The organism is Limnohabitans sp. INBF003 (assembly GCF_055396645.1).
In genome coordinates, this window is record NZ_AP029222.1 from 1,279,829 (window position 1) to 1,295,824 (window position 15,996).

The following is a 15,996-nucleotide window of genomic DNA, read 5'->3' on the forward strand; positions in this document are numbered from 1 at the left end:
GTGTGCTCCTTTAAGGCATGGCAAAGCTGGCGGCCAGGGATCCCATGATCAGGCTCCATCCATCGACCAGCACAAACAACATCAGCTTGAACGGCATCGAAATCATCATGGGGGACAACATCATCATGCCCATGGACATCAAGACGCTGGCCACGATCAGATCGATCACGACAAAGGGGATGTAAATCAGAAAACCAATCGTGAACGCGCTTTTCAGCTCGGAGGTCAGAAATGCCGGAACCAGGGTCATGAAGGGCACATCTTGTGAGCTGGCAACGCCTTTGTTTCGGGCGATCTCCATGAACATGGCGATGTCGTCCTCGCGTGTTTGCAGCAGCATGAATGCCCGAATCGGTTTTTCGGCGGCCGCCAAGGCTTTGTCAAATGACATGCCTTGGTTCATGTACGGCAGCAGGGCGTTTTGGTAAACGTCGTTCAGAACCGGAGACATCACGAACAGCGTCAAGAAAAGTGACAACCCGACGATGACCATGTTGGGGGGGGTCTGGCCTGTTCCCAAAGCTTGACGCAGGATGGACATGACGATGACGATGCGAACAAATGCCGTCATCATGAGCAGCAGCGATGGCAACACCGACAGCGTGGTCATCAAGGCCAGCAGCTGCAGCGTCAGGCTGTACTGTGTGCCTTTGCCCGTGTTGCTGCTGGTGATGGCAGGCATGTCGGGTGCCGCTTGCGCCAGAATAGGCAGCAGCCCCACCAGCAAGGTGAGGATCAGGCCGATGTTGACAGAGCGCTTCATGTGGTTGGTTTTTCAATAGAGGGGGAATTCGCCACGCAAGCGTCAGGCCAAGGGGTCAGCACCGTCATTTGCTGCGCGGTGACGCCAATGAGTATTTCGCGTTCGTCGACGCGGATCAGCATGATTTTTTGCCGAGGTCCAATGGACAGGGTTTCCAGTGCTTGCAGGCGGTTGGCGCTTTTGCGCAGCAGTGGAGAGCCATTTTGCAGTTTTCGCAAGGTCCACAAGAGCGTCAGCAACAAACCAATCACGAAGACAAAACTGAACAGGTATTGCAGCCAGTCACCCCATGTCCATACCGAGTTCATACCTGTACCGTTCCAGATCAGAGGTTGTCAAGGCGTTCTGAGGCAGGCACAACGCGCGTCAGCCGGATGCCGTATCGGTCGTTGACCAAAACCACTTCGCCTTGTGCCACCACGGTGTTGTTGACCAGCAAGTTCAGAGGTTCACCTGCAATGCGGTCAAGTTCGACCACGCTGCCTTGGGTCAGGCGCATCAGATCGCGGATCTTGATGACAGCGCGTCCTACCTCAATCGAGAGGGTGACGGGAATGTTTTGTAAAACATCGGAATGGATTTGGCCTTTGTCCCCAGATTCCTGGCTGGATTCAGCAGTGGTGGTCAGTTCGCTCATAAGCGCTCCTCAATGTGGTGTGTCAAGCTGGGGCGTTGGGGCTGATGGCGTGGACGATCTTGACCGCCACCTGGCTGCCCATGGCGCCAACTTCGACATCGTAAACAGGCATGTCTTCGATAAGGGCCCGAGCCGATTCGGATTTTTTAAAGGGCAAGACATCACCGGGTTGCATGGTTTGCAGCTGCTGCAGTGACACGTTGAGCTTGCCCAGAAGAATCTGGATTTCCAGTTCGGCGTCGCGTACGGCATCGGCGAGTTGACCGTGCCACACTTTGTCTGATTCTTCGTTTCCGTCGCCGGTCTGGACGCGGCTGCGTAACAAATCCCGGACAGGTTTCAGGGCCACATAGGGGATCACCATGTCGATGAACCCAGCCCCTTGTGTGTTGGCATCTGACTCAAAGCGACTGAGCACCACCAGATCATTTTCGTCCGCAATTTGTGCAAACTGAGGATTGATCTCGGAGCTCACGTGCTCAAATTCAATGGGGGTGACCGGGGACCAGGCCTCTTTGAACGATCTGAAAAAGACCTGAAGAATGATCTTGATAATGCGTGCTTCTGTCGGGGTGAACAGGCGACCCGGCGGCAGTTGACCGACACCACGGCCAAAGCCGCCAAAAAAACTGTCAAGTGAGCTGAACACCACGGTGGGTTCGATCACGACCATCGCATAGCCGCGCAAAGGGGCCATCCGGATGATGTTGACCGACAGGGGGGCTTTCAGGTCTTTGATGTAGTCACTGAAGCGGACAATTTGCGCGCGGGCGGGGTTGACTCTCGGACTGGTACGTAGGACTTCAAGCATGCCCAATCTGAACAAACGGATGAAGCGTTCATTGATCATGTCCAGGGACGAAACGTTCACACCCAGGCTGCTGTCTTCTGCGGCCAGGTCATGTTTGCGAACTTGGGCGTCCAGGTTGTAGCCAGTGTCGACATCCAGGCTTCCGTCACTGATGCCCGCTGACAGGGCGGCCAGCTCATCCGGGGACAGTAAGGGTTGATTTTCAGCCATGGTCAAATATTTTCTTCAAAAATGCGCAGACTCACTGCACCACAAAACTGGTGAAGTAAACCTCTTCAATGCCGCCAAAGTCTTCGTATTTCTGCAGGACACCGTTCATTTCTTCGCGAATCTTGGAGGCCAGTTCTTTGCGAAATTCAGGTTTGGCCAAATCGGCCTCGGTCATCTGTCGCATCACATCCAGCGCCACAGATCGCAAGGCAAATTCATGCTTCTTGGCATTTTTGAAGACGCGTTCGTCGTAGTGCGTCATGATGGCCAGGTTCAATTGGATGACTTTTCGGGTATTGCTCAGGTTGGAGACCAAAGGCTTTTCAAGCTCCATGTAGCTGTTTTCAAAGCGTTGAAGTTCAGGCGATTCCTTGGCCACCTTTTGAGGCGCTGCCTCACTGGCCGCCGTTTTGTGGTCGGCGGCACCTTCTTCCAGGTGTTTCAGGGTTTCTTCTGCTGCATGGGTGTCTTTTTTGTCAAAAAAGCCAGTGACGAACATCGTGCCCACGGCCGTGCCGACCAGCAACAAAATAGCCACCAAGGCAATGACCACGATTTTGATCAATGGGGATTTTTTTTTGCCTTCAATTTCGATTTCTTCGTCAGCCATCTTGATTCCTTGATTGATTGAGTGTCAAACCAGCACATCCCAGCCATCTTGTCCCATTTTCATTCGAGGGGGCGTGACGACTTGTGATGCTGTGGATTTTGAATCGCTTGGACCAGTATCCGTTAATCTGGATGGTTGGTTGGGTGTCGAATCTCCGCCACGTTGCTGGGTTTGTCCATCGCCTACGTGCATTGAAGCAACATCCATGCCCATTTGATTCAATGTATCTTTGAGTTTGGAGAGTCCGTCTTGCAGCAACTCGCGCGTCATGGCTTGGGGGGCAGAGAAAACAGCATCGAGTTCACCGCTGCGCATCCTCATTTCGACTTCGATGTGTCCGAGTGTTGCTGGGCGCAACATGAGTTTGAGATGCCATTGGCCTTTTTCTATTTCCGACAGAATCCGCTGACCCACGGCTTGCCCCATCTTTTCGGCCAGGTTCTGGATGTTTTCGCTGCGCTGTGCGCTGCCAGACGTTGGCACCGACGGACTTGTATCGGGGGCGGGGGCGTCCTGGCTGGCTGACGCCTGCATTTCCAATGCATGGCCCGTATGGCCCGTATGGCCCGTATGGCTAGGCACAGGGGTTTCGCCTGCTGAGAATGAACCGCGTTCGGCCAGATTTTCCAGCAGTTCCGGGCTGAGCACAGATGTCAAATCCAGCTCGCTGAGTGATACATCGGCTTGGCTTGTGCTTGTGCTTGTGCTTGTCTCCGGGTTGGGCGCGACTGTAAAGGTATTGCGCTGCATCCAGACGGCAGCTGGCTGGGGCATGCGCATGAGGTTGATCTGCATTTGTCCCTCATCCCTGGAGAATTCGGTTGCAGTCGGGAGGAGGGGTACCTTGTCGGTGGGTTGGGTCATGGCCCACAGTGCTGCGGTATTCAAGGTCAACATGTCTGACTTGACCGTGTTTCCCGTCTTCGTCTGGTCCCCTGTGGGGGGCATGGGCTGCCCTGTTTCGACGGCGTCGAGTGACTTTGCGGGTGTTGTCGGGTGGGTTGTCGGGGGGGGAGTGTTGCGCAGCAGGGTGGTTATGCCGTTGAAGGATGCGGTCTCTGAAGGTGTATTCACGTCCGACGCGGTCTCTGAGGGTGTATTCACGTCCGACGCACTGGTCAGATCGCTCAAACCTTCGGCTTTCAGGGCAGGAGTGGCCAGCTTCAAGCCGGGGACTGTTCCCATCAGCCACTGAACAGCTGTTTCGTCCAGACCTTGTGATCTGGCAAAGGCCTCAAGACTTTGATCATCCGGTGCGGCAGTCTCGGGCGTGATGACATTCAGATGAGGCCCCAAGTTGACTGCTTTCAGGAAATCGCCTCCCCATGTCGGGAAAAGACCTTGCATGCCATCCGTTGGTTCGGCAATTTTTTGCCCATCCAGAGCTTGCAGCGCAGCTTCAGGAACTGATTCGCCCGGTTTGTCTTTTGTGACGTCACCGCTCTTGGCTGTCATGACGTCCGTCATCACTTGCCCGAACTCCGTCTTTTCCGATCGGGACTCGTTGTTATTTTTGTTGTCTAAAGCCTCCATTTTTGTGCTACTGATGGATCGGCTGGCACTGTCGATCAATGTGATGGTCATGGTGTTGCTTCTTGTATGTGGGGCTGCCTGGGTCAAAAGACCAAAAAACAGGCGGTTATTTCTTGCCGTTTGATCCAGGAATATCTTGATTCAGCAATTTGCGCACCAGCTTTGGTTCAGGTGGATCCGAAGTCGTCGTGGGATTGACAGGTCGTGTGGCATGCCCTTTGCTTGATGGTGTTGAAACATTTACACCCCGCCCCCTGTTCACTCTGTCAGCAACCACCTTCACATGAACACTTTGACCCTGTCAGCGATCCGACAGAACTTCTCGCGCTTCGATTTGGCGGGGTTGGGTCTGCCCGCGCTGGTCTTGTTGATCATGGCCATGTTGGTGGTCCCGTTGCCGCCCTTGTTGCTGGACATTTTGTTCACCTTCAACATCATGATTGGCCTGGTTGTCATCATGATTGCCATTGGCACACGCAAGCCCCTGGAGTTTTCCTCGTTTCCTTCGGTCCTGTTGTTCGCCACGATGCTGCGTTTGGCGTTGAACGTCGCCTCTACGCGTGTGGTGCTGGTCAAGGGCCACGAGGGACCAGAAGCTGCCGGCAAGGTCATTGCTGCATTTGGTGAGTTCGTGATCGGTGGCAATTACCTAGTCGGTTTCATCATCTTCGTGATTTTGATGATCGTGAACTTTTTTGTGGTGACCAAAGGTGCGGGTCGTGTCTCCGAGGTCAATGCTCGCTTCACCTTGGACGCCATGCCCGGCAAGCAAATGTCGATTGACGCCGATTTGAACGCGGGTGTGATTGATCAAGATACTGCCAAAAAACGCCGTGAAGAGTTGGCGCAAGAATCAGACTTCTTTGGCTCCATGGATGGTGCTTCCAAGTTCGTGAGCGGTGATGCCATGGCGGGCATGCTGATTTTGATCATCAACATCATTGGTGGCTTGGCCATTGGCATCGGTCAGCACAACTTGCCGTTGGGTGATGCCACCCGTATTTATGTCCTGCTGACCATCGGTGATGGCCTGGTCGCCCAGATTCCATCCTTGTTTTTGTCGCTGGCCACCGCCATCATCGTGACCCGCGTGACGACTTCAGAGTCGATGACTGAACAAGCTGCGACGCAATTGTCCAATGTGCCAGCCTTGTTCATTGCGGCAGGCATTTTGACCATATTGGGCCTGGTTCCAGGCATGCCGCATTTGGTTTTTTTGACGCTGGCCGCCGCGACCGCCGGTTTGGCCTTCATGGTCATGCGCAAACAGATGGTGCTGGAGCAAACGGCAGCTGCACCAGCGGCACCCACCAATGAGGCACCCAAAGAACTGGATTGGGACGATGTGGAGCAGGTGGATTTGATTAGCCTGGAAATTGGCTATGGCCTGATTCCATTGGTCAACGTCGAGTCAGGTGGTCAATTGATGACCCGCGTCAAAGGGGTTCGCAAGAAATTGTCGGCTGAATTGGGTTTTCTGGTGCAGCCTGTTCGCATTCGTGATGCGCTCAATCTGGAGCCGGACGCTTATCACATTGTGCTCAACGGCGTGGTGCGTGGGCGTGGTGAGGTCAAAGTTGGTCGTGAGTTGGCCATTAACCCCGGCAAGGTCTACGGCAAGGTGGAGGGGCAGCCGACAAAGGAGCCCGCTTTTGGCCTGGATGCCGTCTGGATTGAGCCCGCTTGGCGTGATCAGGCGCGGGCTTTGGGCTACACCGTCGTTGACCCGAGCACGGCCATTGCGACCCACATGAACAAAGTGCTGCGTGACAACGCCTCCGAGTTGATGAGCCACGATGAAGCTCAGAAGCTGTTGGACAAATTGGCTGCGAAGTCTCCGAAATTGGTGGAAGAGCTGGTGCCCGGCAAGTTGTCCTTGGGGGTTGTGACCCGAACCTTGCAGAACTTGCTGCAGGAATCGGTGCCCATTCGCGACATGCGTACTGTGGTTGAGGCTTTGACCGAGGTTTGTGGTCGCACACAAGACCCCGATCAATTGACCCAGTTGGTCCGACCCAAACTGGGCAGGATGATTGTCCAGAGTCTGATTGAAAACCGGGACACCTTGTCCGTTTTGACGCTTGACCCTCAACTTGAACAGTTGTTGCACAACGTGCTGCAACAAAACACCAATTCTGCGGGCATGGTTCTGGAGCCCGGTTTGGCTGAAAGCCTGTTTACCGCCTTGCGCGAAAGTGCAAGAGCCACTGAAGAGCAGGGCCTGCCTGCTGTGTTGGTGGTTTCTCCGGCTATCCGGCCCTGGATGTCCCGGGCCGTTCGCTACCGTGTGAACGATCTCACGGTGTTGTCCTATAGCGAAATTCCGGACGATCAATCGGTCAAGGTGATCAACACTGTGCAAGCCGATCCGCGCAACAACCCTTCTGTTACCAAAGCCTGATAAATCATGGAACTCAAACGCATCATTGCCCGCGACAGCCGATCAGCCAATGAAAAGGCCATCCAGTTGTATGGTCCGGAAGTCTTGATCATTTCAAGCCAAAGGGTCGATCAGCAGACCGAATTGATTGTGGCTGTGGATGTGCCAGACGAATCTCCTTGTGAAGCGATGACAGAAAAAGACCCTCTGCCCGCCATTCGGCTCGCAACCCAGGCCGAAGTGAGCGATTTCAAGGAAAATTCAGCCCAGTTTTTGCCATTTTCTGAAGTTTTCCAGAATGCCCATACCCAAGCCTCTCGGCAAGAAGATGGGTTGCTTTCCGTCGCATTGCCAACCGAATTGAGCCCCATGCCCATGCCGCATGACAAAGCCGCGGTGCAGTCGGAACGCTATGAGCAGCAACGTAGCCATGAAATTGTCGACATGCTGCGTGAGGAAATGTCGGCTTTGAGAAAAGAGTTTGCGCTGTCGCGTCAAATGCAGCCTTGGCAGCAAACGCTGGGTCTTTCGGCCGATATGCAGAAGTTGTCCATGGCGATGCAGGAAGTTGGCATGCCCGTGGGGCTTCGGTCCTTGCTGACAGACAGCATTCAAGGCATGGAAACGTTCGACCAGGCTTGGCCCGTGATTCAGCGTTTGCTGGTGGATGCCATCAACCGTCCGGCGATGACCATCCCCATGACAGGCGTGCACGCCTTGTGCGGTCCTTCCGGCGCTGGAAAAACGTCCATGCTCGGTCGTTTGGCCTATACCGCTGCTCAGGCTCACGGGGCCGACAAACAGGTGATGGTCAGTTTTGGCGAGCATCGCCCAGGGGCTTGGTCACAAATTCAACTGCTGGCCTCACAAGCCGGTGTCGCCTGTTTCCGCATCGCCGATGTGTCGATGCTTCAGACGCTTTTGGACGATTTGCACGGGAAAACTGTCTGGATCGATACCCCGGGCACTGATTTCGCGGTTCAGGCACAACAATTGCGCCAGACGCACGTCGGGATGGGCATTCATGCGGTGTTGCCGGTTGATGCTACAGTGACCAGTGTGCAAAAAATTCTTCAAAATTCAGACGTTCGCTGGTCATCCCTGATGCTGACAAAAATCGACGAAGCTGCTTATCCTTGGCCTTTGATCAAAGGTTTGTGCGATCAATCTTTGCCCGTTTCCTGCATGGCGGAAGACAACAAAATCAATGTTCTTCCCTTGTCGTTCGATGCCGAGCGACTGGTTGCTTTGGCCATGGCGCCGTTGCAGTCCTTGTTGCCCGAACTGGTGACGTTGAGTGCATCTGTTCAGCCGGTCAAGGCCGTTCGAAAGCCCCGTGCCAAAAAGCAGGCAGAGGTGATCGTGGAGACGCAATCCAAGCCCCGGGCTTCGAAGTCGCGGGCAGTGAAAGCCAAGACGTCTGCTGAGGCTGTTCATGGATAAAAAAAGCTTTCCCCAAGTGATCGGTGTGGCCAGTGGCAAAGGTGGCGCGGGCAAAACCACTGTATCGATCAACTTGGCTGTGGCGTTGGCGATGCGGGGTCACAAGGTGATGCTGCTGGATGCCGATTTGGGTATGGCCAATGCGCAAATTGCACTGGGTGCCCATGCGCCATTCAACATCAGCCATGTGTTGAATGGCAGTAAAACATTGCAAGAGGTGTTGATCACCACGGCCCAAGGCGTCCGCTTGGTGCCCGGGGCATCAGGTCTTCGTGACATTGCGGCTTTGGATGCCGGGCAGATTGCCACCATCATTCATGCCTTTGACAGTCTGGACGAGCCCGTTGATTATTTGGTGGTTGATGTGGCTGCAGGCATTGCGCCGGCTGTTCTGGAGTTCATGGCCGCATGCCAGCGCCGATTTGTGGTGGTTTGTGACCAGCCGTCGTCAATTGCCGATGCCTATGGCTTGATCAAAGTCATGTCGACAGAGCAGTCGCTGGATGAAATCTATCTGATTCCCAACATGGTGGGCGGTGCACAGGACGGGCGGCAACTGTATCGACGCCTCAACGATGTGTGTACCCGGTTCTTGGGTGTTTCCATTCGGTTTTTGCATGCCATTGAAGCCGATGAGTTGGTGTTGCAGGCCTTGCGCAAATACCAGTCTGTTCTGGATTACGCCCCGGGCAGTGCTGCTGCACGTGATTTCAGAGGGCTGGCAGAAGCGCTTGACCAGTTGCCACCGATCCAGTCCGCTTCCGGGCGCATGCAGTTTTTCATGGAGCGCATGCTCCGTGTGCCTTCAGACCGGTGAGGCGCATGAGCAGTAACTTATCACTCTATGAAGATGCCGGCGACCGGCATGAGTCATTGATTCTGGCGCACATGCCCATGGTCAAACGTGTGGCCGTGCACCTGAAGGCTCGTCTTCCTCCTTTTATGGAGCTCGATGAACTGGTCCAGGTGGGTATGGTCGGTTTGATCGAAGCGGCACGCTCTTTTGACCCGACCAAAGGCTTTGAGTTTGAGCATTTCGCTCTCAGCCGGGTGCGGGGTGCCATTCTGGATGAAGTGCGTCGGCAGTCTTTTTTGCCCCGATCGGCCGTGGCGTTCAATAAAAATGAAAACGAAGCGGTTCATGTATTGGCCGCTGAATTGGGGCGTGCGCCGACACAAGTTGAATTGGCCCAGTTCATGGGCAAGGAAATTGAAGAGTTTCATAAAGAACGTGGTCAAGCCAAGCGTTTCGAAACTTTTTCTATGGAAGTAGTCAATGACGAAGTCATGAGCATGCCGGGTGACAGTGCGATGCAACCCGAAGTCATGGTGGAAGAGGCTGAGTTCATGGAGGCCGTGGTGCAAGCCATTGACCAATTGCCTGAGCGCGAAAAAATGGTGATGTCCCTGTATTACGTAGAAGAGCTCAATCTCAAGGAAATCGGGGAGGTTTTGAGCGTCAGTGAATCGAGGGTGAGCCAAATTCTTTCAGCGGTGGTAAAGAAATTGCGTCAAAATCTGCAAATCTCATAAAACTGCAAAATTTCTGATGTTCAGTATTTTTAATCGCAACAGTCCTGCCGACGAAATGAAGCGCGCTGTGGCGGCCTTTGAAAAAGTAGCTTCCCTCGACACCGATTCTCGCGATGCCAGAAGTTTGCGCATGCGCATGGGCATGCTTTGCCGAGCCCATTTGGACAAGACCTTCATCGCAGGCGCTGAGCAAACTGAGGCTTGGCAGGAGCTGGCGAGCATGTCTCTGGCTGCAGGCAAACCCGTGCCCGAACTGCCAGTGCCTTCCAAATTTCAAAAAATACGTGCTGGAGAATCGGACATTTATGCGTACTTGCCTGAAGAGTACGTGACAGAGGCCTTTGGAATTGGGGCGCGCTACCAGAAGGCGGAGCTGCCTCCTCAAAAGGCGATTGATGCGATGCAAGCACTGGCCAATCAAATCAGTTACTACGATCTGCGGCTTCAAGAGCCATTTCAGGTCTTGGGTTTCTTGCGCGATGAACTGGCGGCTGAAGCTGCCCTGCAAGAGCCCGCGGAAGGTTCCGAATCGCGTCCAGCAGATGATGCTGCCGCGCCTGCTTGATCCCATAACGCCATGGATGCCTTGGTCAACGCGCTCATTGCAATCGGTTTGCTGCTGATTCTGGTTCTGGTGATCTATTTGATTGACCGGGTCAATTCGATCGAAAAAGAAACCCGAAAGGTGATGACTTCCATCTCAGAGAAGTCCACTCGTGCTGTAACCCCCTTTATGGGGTTGGCATCCAAACCATTGTGGGATGCCATGACAGGCAGGGGGGCTGAGGGCCTGGATGCGGAAGCGATGGCAGATTTGCGTAACCAATACCAACTGGTGTTGTCCAAGCACATGGAAGCGCTGTACCAAGAAGGTTTTAAAGATGGTCAACGTGGCATGTCTGGTGAACCTAAAAATACCAAGCGCGTATCCACATCCAAAGGGCAGGTGGAATCCTGGATACCTTCGGCTCAAGCCAATGCTTTGTACCAATGTGGTTTGAGTGCATCGCAAACACCTGAAGCAGAATGGGGGCCACTTCGTGCCTCCATGGACGAGGCCGGGCTGTTTTTGCTGACCAAAACCCAGTTGGACGCCAGCAGCCCCTTGTCGGATTGGTTGATGCCATTGGCAACATCGAGCGAGCCCAGTCCCGAAGAGGTCTTGACGGAGCCTTTGCCCGGCACTGCCTCAGCCAGTGATGCCGTTGCAGTGGTATCCGCAAACAACCACACCTGAATTTAATCGCTGTAACGGCTGGATGACCTCAAGTTTTCCGTGGTCCAGCCGATTCCCTTATTACTCAAGCAGTCAAGGGGTTTTATTCATGCGTGCATATTCAAAGTTTGCTGAAAGTTACGGCTCCGTCCAGGTCGTTACAGGGGTTGCAACAGCGGACAACATCCAGTTGATTCAGATGTTGTTTGATGGCCTGCAAGAGAGCCTGTCTTCTGCATCTGGTCATATCCAGAACAAAGCCATCGAAGACAAGTCAAAAGCATTGATGCGTGCAGGGCGTATCGTGGTGGGTTTGCAGGGTGCTCTGGATTTTGAGCGTGGAGGGGAGCTGGCTCAAAACCTCAATGAACTCTATGCCTATGTCACCCGCAGGCTTTTTCACATCAATGCACACAATGATTTGACGGCGCTGGAAGAAGTGAAAGCTTTGATCCGGGACATCTCGCAAGCATGGCAGACCTTGCCCGGTTTGTTGACCGACAGCAGCCGCAAAACACATTATCCAAACTGAAATTGGCGTCAGGCTGATTGGTCTGCCCGACAGGGATCGAACCTGTGACCCACAGCTTAGAAGGCTGTTGCTCTATCCAACTGAGCTACGGGCAGAAATTAGACATTCGCTGGAAACACAAAAGGCCCTGACGGGCCTTTTTTGATGTGTGCGTTCGTATCAACGCTTTTTTGTGTATACCTTGGCCTGAACCAAAAGGGTAATGGTCGGAGCGGCGGGATTCGAACTCGCGACCCTCTGCTCCCAAAGCAGATGCGCTACCAGGCTGCGCTACGCTCCGACAAGCAATATTCTAACCCCCAAATGGGCTGTTTTTGGACTTGATTGCAAAAAAGTCTGCAGCGGTTCAGCGCTTCTTGTATTGGGTGGCACCAAACAGGGCTTGTCGCGCTTTGTCGTCCAGCAAAGGCTTGCGCGCATCGGCCAACACTTGCACCGCCGTTTGCACGGCAGGGCGTTCGCTGATGCGGTCAAACCAGACTTTCAGATGGGGGTGGTCCGCCCAATCAATGCCCTGGTTTTGCCAGCTGCGCAACCAGGGGTAAATGGCCATGTCGGCAATCGAGTACTCGCCACCTGCAATCCATTTTTGCCCGGTGAGCTGTTTGTCCAGAACGCCGTACAAGCGCTTGGCTTCGTTGGTGTAACGGTCGACTGCGTAGTCGATTTTTTCAGGGGCATAAATCCGGAAATGGTGGGCCTGGCCCAGCATGGGGCCGAGCCCGCCCATCTGAAACATCAGCCACTGCAGCACATCGTATTTGGCGCGGTCTGATGCCGGTAAAAAGCGCCCGGTTTTTGCTGCCAGATACAGCATGATGGCGCCCGACTCGAACAGTGAAATCGGTTGGCCATCTGGCCCCACGGAGTCGACCAGCGCCGGGATCTTGTTGTTGGGACTGATTTTGAGGAACTTCGGTTTGAACTGGTCACCTTGGCCAATGTTGACGGCATGCACTTTGTAGGGCAGGCCGCACTCTTCCAGCAAGATGTGGATTTTGTGGCCGTTGGGCGTGGGCCAAGTGTAGAGATCGATCATCGGCAAATCCTTCGAGACAAGAGGTTCACATCATCGCAAAAAAACGGCCTGCTTCACCGGGGTGGAGCAGGCCGTTGAGGGGAGGCAGAAGAAGAATCAGCTGCCGCGGGTGATGGGCATGTCCACTTCACCGGGCATGGCCAGGTGTTTGGCCAGTTCCAGCTTGGCCAGCGAGTTGCGGTGCACCTCGTCCGGGCCGTCCGCCAAGCGCAGCGTGCGCTGGTGGGCGTAGGCATAGGCCAGCGGGAAGTCTTGCGACACGCCGCCACCGCCGTGGGCCTGGATCGCCCAGTCGATGATCTGGCAAGCCATGTTGGGGGCCACGATCTTGATCATGGCGATCTCGGCCTTGGCAACCTTGTTGCCCACGGTGTCCATCATCGAGGCCGCTTTGAGGGTGAGCAGACGGGCTTGCTCGATCATGCAGCGCGATTCGGCAATGCGTTCTTGCCACACGGTCTGACGTGCCACTTCACGGCCAAAGGCCACGCGGCTGTTCAGGCGCTTGCACATGAGTTTGAGCGCACGTTCAGCACAGCCAATCGTTCGCATGCAGTGGTGAATGCGGCCAGGGCCAAGGCGACCTTGGGCGATCTCGAAACCACGGCCTTCGCCCAGCAGCAAGTTGCTGGCAGGCACGCGCACGTCTTTGAGCAGCACTTCCATGTGGCCGTGCGGGGCGTCGTCGTAGCCGAACACCGACAGGGCGCGCACCACGGTGACGCCCTTGGCGTTTGCGGGCACCACGATCATGGATTGCTGTTCATGGCGACCCGCGTCGGGATTGGTCTTGCCCATCACGATGTACACCGCGCAGCGTGGGTCACCGGCGCCGGACGACCACCACTTGCGGCCATTGATCACGTACTCGTCGCCATCGCGGCGGATTTCGCACTCGATGTTGGTGGCGTCGGACGAGGCCACATCGGGCTCGGTCATCAGGAAAGCCGAGCGGATTTCGCCGCGCAGCAAAGGCTCCAGCCATTCGTCTTTGAGGCTTTCGCTGGCGTAACGCTCCAGCGTTTCCATGTTGCCGGTGTCTGGGGCCGAGCAGTTGAAGATTTCAGCCGCAAACGGCACACGGCCCATGATCTCGCACAGGGGCGCGTATTCGAGGTTGGACAGGCCTTCGGGCGCACGTGGCGACTTGGGCAGGAACAGGTTCCACAGGCCAGCTTTGCGGGCCAGGGGCTTGAGTTCTTCAACGATCTTGGTCGGAATCCAGGCGTTGCCTTTGGCGCGGTTTTCTGCAATTTCGTCGAAAAAGCGCTGCTCGTTCGGGTAGATGTGCTCGTCCATGAAGGCCAGCAAGCGCGCTTGCATGTCTTTGACCTTGGGGGTGTATTCAAAATCCATGGTCTATCTCCTAGGGTTGGGATTCGGGTTGATAAAAAAGGGTCAGGCTTTGCAGGCAAAACGCCACGCCAGCTCGGCCATGGGTTTGGCGCCAGCGCCTGATGTTTTGGCTTGGTCGCTGGACGCAGTGCCGTCTTCGACGCGTTTGGCAATGCCTTGCAAGATGGCCGCAATGCGGAACATGTTGTAGGCCAGGTAAAAGTTCCAGTCTTTGGTCAGCGCTTCAGGGGTTGTGAAGCCCGTGCGGTCGCAATAGCTGCGGATGTATTCGGCTTCAGAGGGAATTCCCAGCGCAGCCAGATCCAGACCTCCAATGCCCCTGAACGTTCCTGGGCTGATGTGCCAGGCCATGCAGTGGTAGCTGAAGTCAGCCAAGGGGTGGCCCAGCGTGGACAGCTCCCAGTCGAGCACGGCCAGCACACGTGCCTCGGTGGGGTGGAACATCAGGTTGTCCAGGCGGTAATCGCCGTGCACGATGCTCACGAGCGAATCGTCTTGGGCGCTGGCCGGGATGTTTTTGGGCAGCCATTCGATCAGTTGGTCCATCTCGGGGATGGGCTGGGTGATGGAGGCCGCGTATTGTTTGCTCCAGCGGCCGATTTGGCGCTCGATGTAGTTGCCGGGTTTGCCGTAGCTGCTCAGCCCTTGTTTAGCGAAATCGACCTTGTGCAAGGCCGCCATCACGCGGTTCATTTCGTCATAGATGGCACTGCGTTCGGCTTGGCTCATGCCCGGCAGGGACTGGTCCCACAGCACGCGGCCTTGCACGAACTCCATGACGTAAAACGCACGCCCGATGATGGACTCGTCGTCGCACAACACATGCATCTCGGCCACCGGCACATCGGTGCCATGCAGGCCTTTCATGACGGCAAATTCGCGCTCGATGGCGTGTGCCGAGGGCAGCAGCTTGGCCACCGGGCCCGGCTTGGCCCGCATCACGTATTGGCGCGATGGGGTGATGAGCTTGTAAGTGGGGTTGGATTGCCCCCCCTTGAACATTTCCACGCTCAAGGGGCCAGCAAAGTCGGGGAGTCTGGCGCTGAGCCAGTTTTCCAAAGCCAAGACGTCGAAGGCGTGAGAGCCCGTGACAGGCCGGGTCCCCACGAAATGATCAAAAGCACTCATGGGGTCACCCGTTCAAAGTATGTGGCCGCTGAACTCAGCGGGGATGATGTCGCTGTGGGTCGTGTCAGTGGTCCGCGTTCACGATGGCCAGCAGGGCATCGCGGTCCAGCACCACCAGACCACCCGGTTCGATGCGGATGATCTGCTCGCGCTCCATTTGCTTGAGTTCCTGGTTTACCCGCTGACGCGAAGCACCCAGTAACTGGGCCAGCTCTTCTTGCGCCAGTTGCAAGCTGATGCGAATGGCCTTGGCATCCGACAGGCTGGGCACACCATAGCTGCGCAGCAAGTGGTTGAGCTGTTTGGCCAGACGTGAACGCAGAGGCAGGGTGTTCAGGTCTTCCACCAGACCGTACAGCTGGCGAATGCGCCGCGCATGCAGGCGCAGCATCGCTTCGTAGAACTCGACGTGCTGGGACAGGATTTTCTTGAAGTCGGCCTTGGCCACGTTGAGCGTGGTCGTGTCGCCATGCGCATAGGCGTCGTGCGTGCGACGGTCTCCGTCGAAGATCGCCACATCGCCAAACCAGATGCCTGGCTCCACATAGGTCAGGGTGATCTGCTTGCCCGACACCGAAGTCGAGCTCACGCGCACCGCACCCTTGGCGCAGGCGATCCACTGCTCGGGCGGGTCGCCCCGCGCAGCGATCATGTCGCCGTCCTTGTACCGTTTGACGTAAGCGCATCGAAGTATGTCGTGACGAAGTGAAGGTGAAAGGCTTGAGAACCAGCGACCACTGTTGATCGCTTCTCTTTCCTCCATTGTCAGAATTGGTTCGTCCATGCTCTGTCCTTTGAGTGACTG

17 protein-coding genes and 2 tRNA genes are annotated in these 15,996 nt (G+C 55.4%); 7 read left to right on the plus strand and 12 right to left on the minus strand.

What is annotated here, in order from left to right; translation table 11 throughout:
- Nucleotides 1-10 precede the first annotated feature (10 nt).
- From fliP to ACZ5VE_RS05880, 6 genes are read right to left on the minus strand one after another with little or no spacing between them, the layout of a single operon-like run.
- Entirely contained in the window at nucleotides 11-763 is a 753-nt protein-coding gene (fliP, locus tag ACZ5VE_RS05855) for a flagellar type III secretion system pore protein FliP (RefSeq protein WP_464457087.1), read from the minus strand.
- Complete coding sequence (gene fliO, locus ACZ5VE_RS05860; RefSeq protein WP_464457088.1) at nucleotides 760-1,071, minus strand: flagellar biosynthetic protein FliO; 312 nt, start codon at nucleotides 1,069-1,071, stop codon at nucleotides 760-762. Before fliO ends, fliP begins: the two co-directional genes overlap by 4 nt.
- Nucleotides 1,072-1,088: 17 nt before the next feature.
- Nucleotides 1,089-1,400 (minus strand): flagellar motor switch protein FliN, encoded by a 312-nt coding sequence (gene fliN, locus ACZ5VE_RS05865; RefSeq protein ID WP_464457089.1) that lies wholly within the window; start codon nucleotides 1,398-1,400, stop codon nucleotides 1,089-1,091.
- Nucleotides 1,401-1,422: 22 nt separating this feature from the next.
- Entirely contained in the window at nucleotides 1,423-2,421 is a 999-nt protein-coding gene (fliM, locus tag ACZ5VE_RS05870) for a flagellar motor switch protein FliM (protein WP_464457090.1), read from the minus strand.
- A gap of 31 nt (nucleotides 2,422-2,452) precedes the next feature.
- The gene (locus ACZ5VE_RS05875) at nucleotides 2,453-3,031 is read right to left on the minus strand and encodes a flagellar basal body-associated FliL family protein (RefSeq protein WP_464457091.1); all 579 of its coding nucleotides are present in this window, start codon (nucleotides 3,029-3,031) and stop codon (nucleotides 2,453-2,455) included.
- 24 nt (nucleotides 3,032-3,055) lie between these two features.
- On the minus strand, nucleotides 3,056-4,615 hold the full coding sequence (locus ACZ5VE_RS05880; protein ID WP_464457092.1) for a flagellar hook-length control protein FliK: 1,560 nt from the start codon (nucleotides 4,613-4,615) through the stop codon (nucleotides 3,056-3,058).
- Nucleotides 4,616-4,847: 232 nt separating this feature from the next.
- On the opposite strand from ACZ5VE_RS05880, the gene flhA reads away from it, so the two are divergent.
- The 7 genes from flhA (at nucleotide 4,848) to fliS (ending at nucleotide 11,668) form a co-directional block, all read left to right on the plus strand.
- Nucleotides 4,848-6,965 (plus strand): flagellar biosynthesis protein FlhA, encoded by a 2,118-nt coding sequence (gene flhA / locus ACZ5VE_RS05885; protein WP_464457093.1) that lies wholly within the window; start codon nucleotides 4,848-4,850, stop codon nucleotides 6,963-6,965.
- Between the two features lie 6 nt (nucleotides 6,966-6,971).
- A complete protein-coding gene (locus ACZ5VE_RS05890; RefSeq protein ID WP_464457094.1) occupies nucleotides 6,972-8,387 on the plus strand; it encodes a hypothetical protein in 1,416 nt (471 codons plus the stop codon).
- Entirely contained in the window at nucleotides 8,380-9,204 is an 825-nt protein-coding gene (locus tag ACZ5VE_RS05895) for a MinD/ParA family protein (RefSeq protein WP_464457095.1), read from the plus strand. Before ACZ5VE_RS05890 ends, ACZ5VE_RS05895 begins: the two co-directional genes overlap by 8 nt.
- 5 nt (nucleotides 9,205-9,209) lie before the next feature.
- Nucleotides 9,210-9,920, plus strand: coding sequence for an RNA polymerase sigma factor FliA (fliA, locus tag ACZ5VE_RS05900; protein ID WP_464457096.1), 711 nt, complete (start codon nucleotides 9,210-9,212; stop codon nucleotides 9,918-9,920).
- 67 nt (nucleotides 9,921-9,987) lie between these two features.
- Nucleotides 9,988-10,485 (plus strand): hypothetical protein, encoded by a 498-nt coding sequence (locus ACZ5VE_RS05905; RefSeq protein ID WP_464457097.1) that lies wholly within the window; start codon nucleotides 9,988-9,990, stop codon nucleotides 10,483-10,485.
- Between the two features lie 12 nt (nucleotides 10,486-10,497).
- On the plus strand, nucleotides 10,498-11,157 hold the full coding sequence (locus ACZ5VE_RS05910) for a hypothetical protein (protein ID WP_464457098.1): 660 nt from the start codon (nucleotides 10,498-10,500) through the stop codon (nucleotides 11,155-11,157).
- Between the two features lie 88 nt (nucleotides 11,158-11,245).
- A complete protein-coding gene (gene fliS, locus ACZ5VE_RS05915; RefSeq protein ID WP_464457099.1) occupies nucleotides 11,246-11,668 on the plus strand; it encodes a flagellar export chaperone FliS in 423 nt (140 codons plus the stop codon).
- Nucleotides 11,669-11,686: 18 nt separating this feature from the next.
- On the opposite strand, the gene ACZ5VE_RS05920 is transcribed toward fliS, so the two are convergent.
- The 6 genes from ACZ5VE_RS05920 to ACZ5VE_RS05945 form a co-directional block, all read right to left on the minus strand.
- Nucleotides 11,687-11,763, minus strand: a tRNA-Arg gene (locus ACZ5VE_RS05920).
- 108 nt (nucleotides 11,764-11,871) lie between these two features.
- Nucleotides 11,872-11,948 (minus strand) — tRNA-Pro (locus ACZ5VE_RS05925).
- A 66-nt stretch (nucleotides 11,949-12,014) separates the two neighbouring features.
- Nucleotides 12,015-12,707 (minus strand): glutathione binding-like protein, encoded by a 693-nt coding sequence (locus ACZ5VE_RS05930; RefSeq protein ID WP_464457100.1) that lies wholly within the window; start codon nucleotides 12,705-12,707, stop codon nucleotides 12,015-12,017.
- A 96-nt stretch (nucleotides 12,708-12,803) separates the two neighbouring features.
- Complete coding sequence (locus ACZ5VE_RS05935; RefSeq protein ID WP_464457101.1) at nucleotides 12,804-14,063, minus strand: acyl-CoA dehydrogenase family protein; 1,260 nt, start codon at nucleotides 14,061-14,063, stop codon at nucleotides 12,804-12,806.
- 42 nt (nucleotides 14,064-14,105) lie between these two features.
- Entirely contained in the window at nucleotides 14,106-15,191 is a 1,086-nt protein-coding gene (locus ACZ5VE_RS05940) for a phosphotransferase (RefSeq protein ID WP_464457102.1), read from the minus strand.
- A 64-nt stretch (nucleotides 15,192-15,255) separates the two neighbouring features.
- Nucleotides 15,256-15,975 carry a Crp/Fnr family transcriptional regulator gene (locus ACZ5VE_RS05945; protein ID WP_464457103.1) on the minus strand — a complete coding sequence of 240 codons (720 nt, stop codon included), beginning with the start codon at nucleotides 15,973-15,975 and terminating at the stop codon, nucleotides 15,256-15,258.
- Nucleotides 15,976-15,996: the final 21 nt, after the last annotated feature.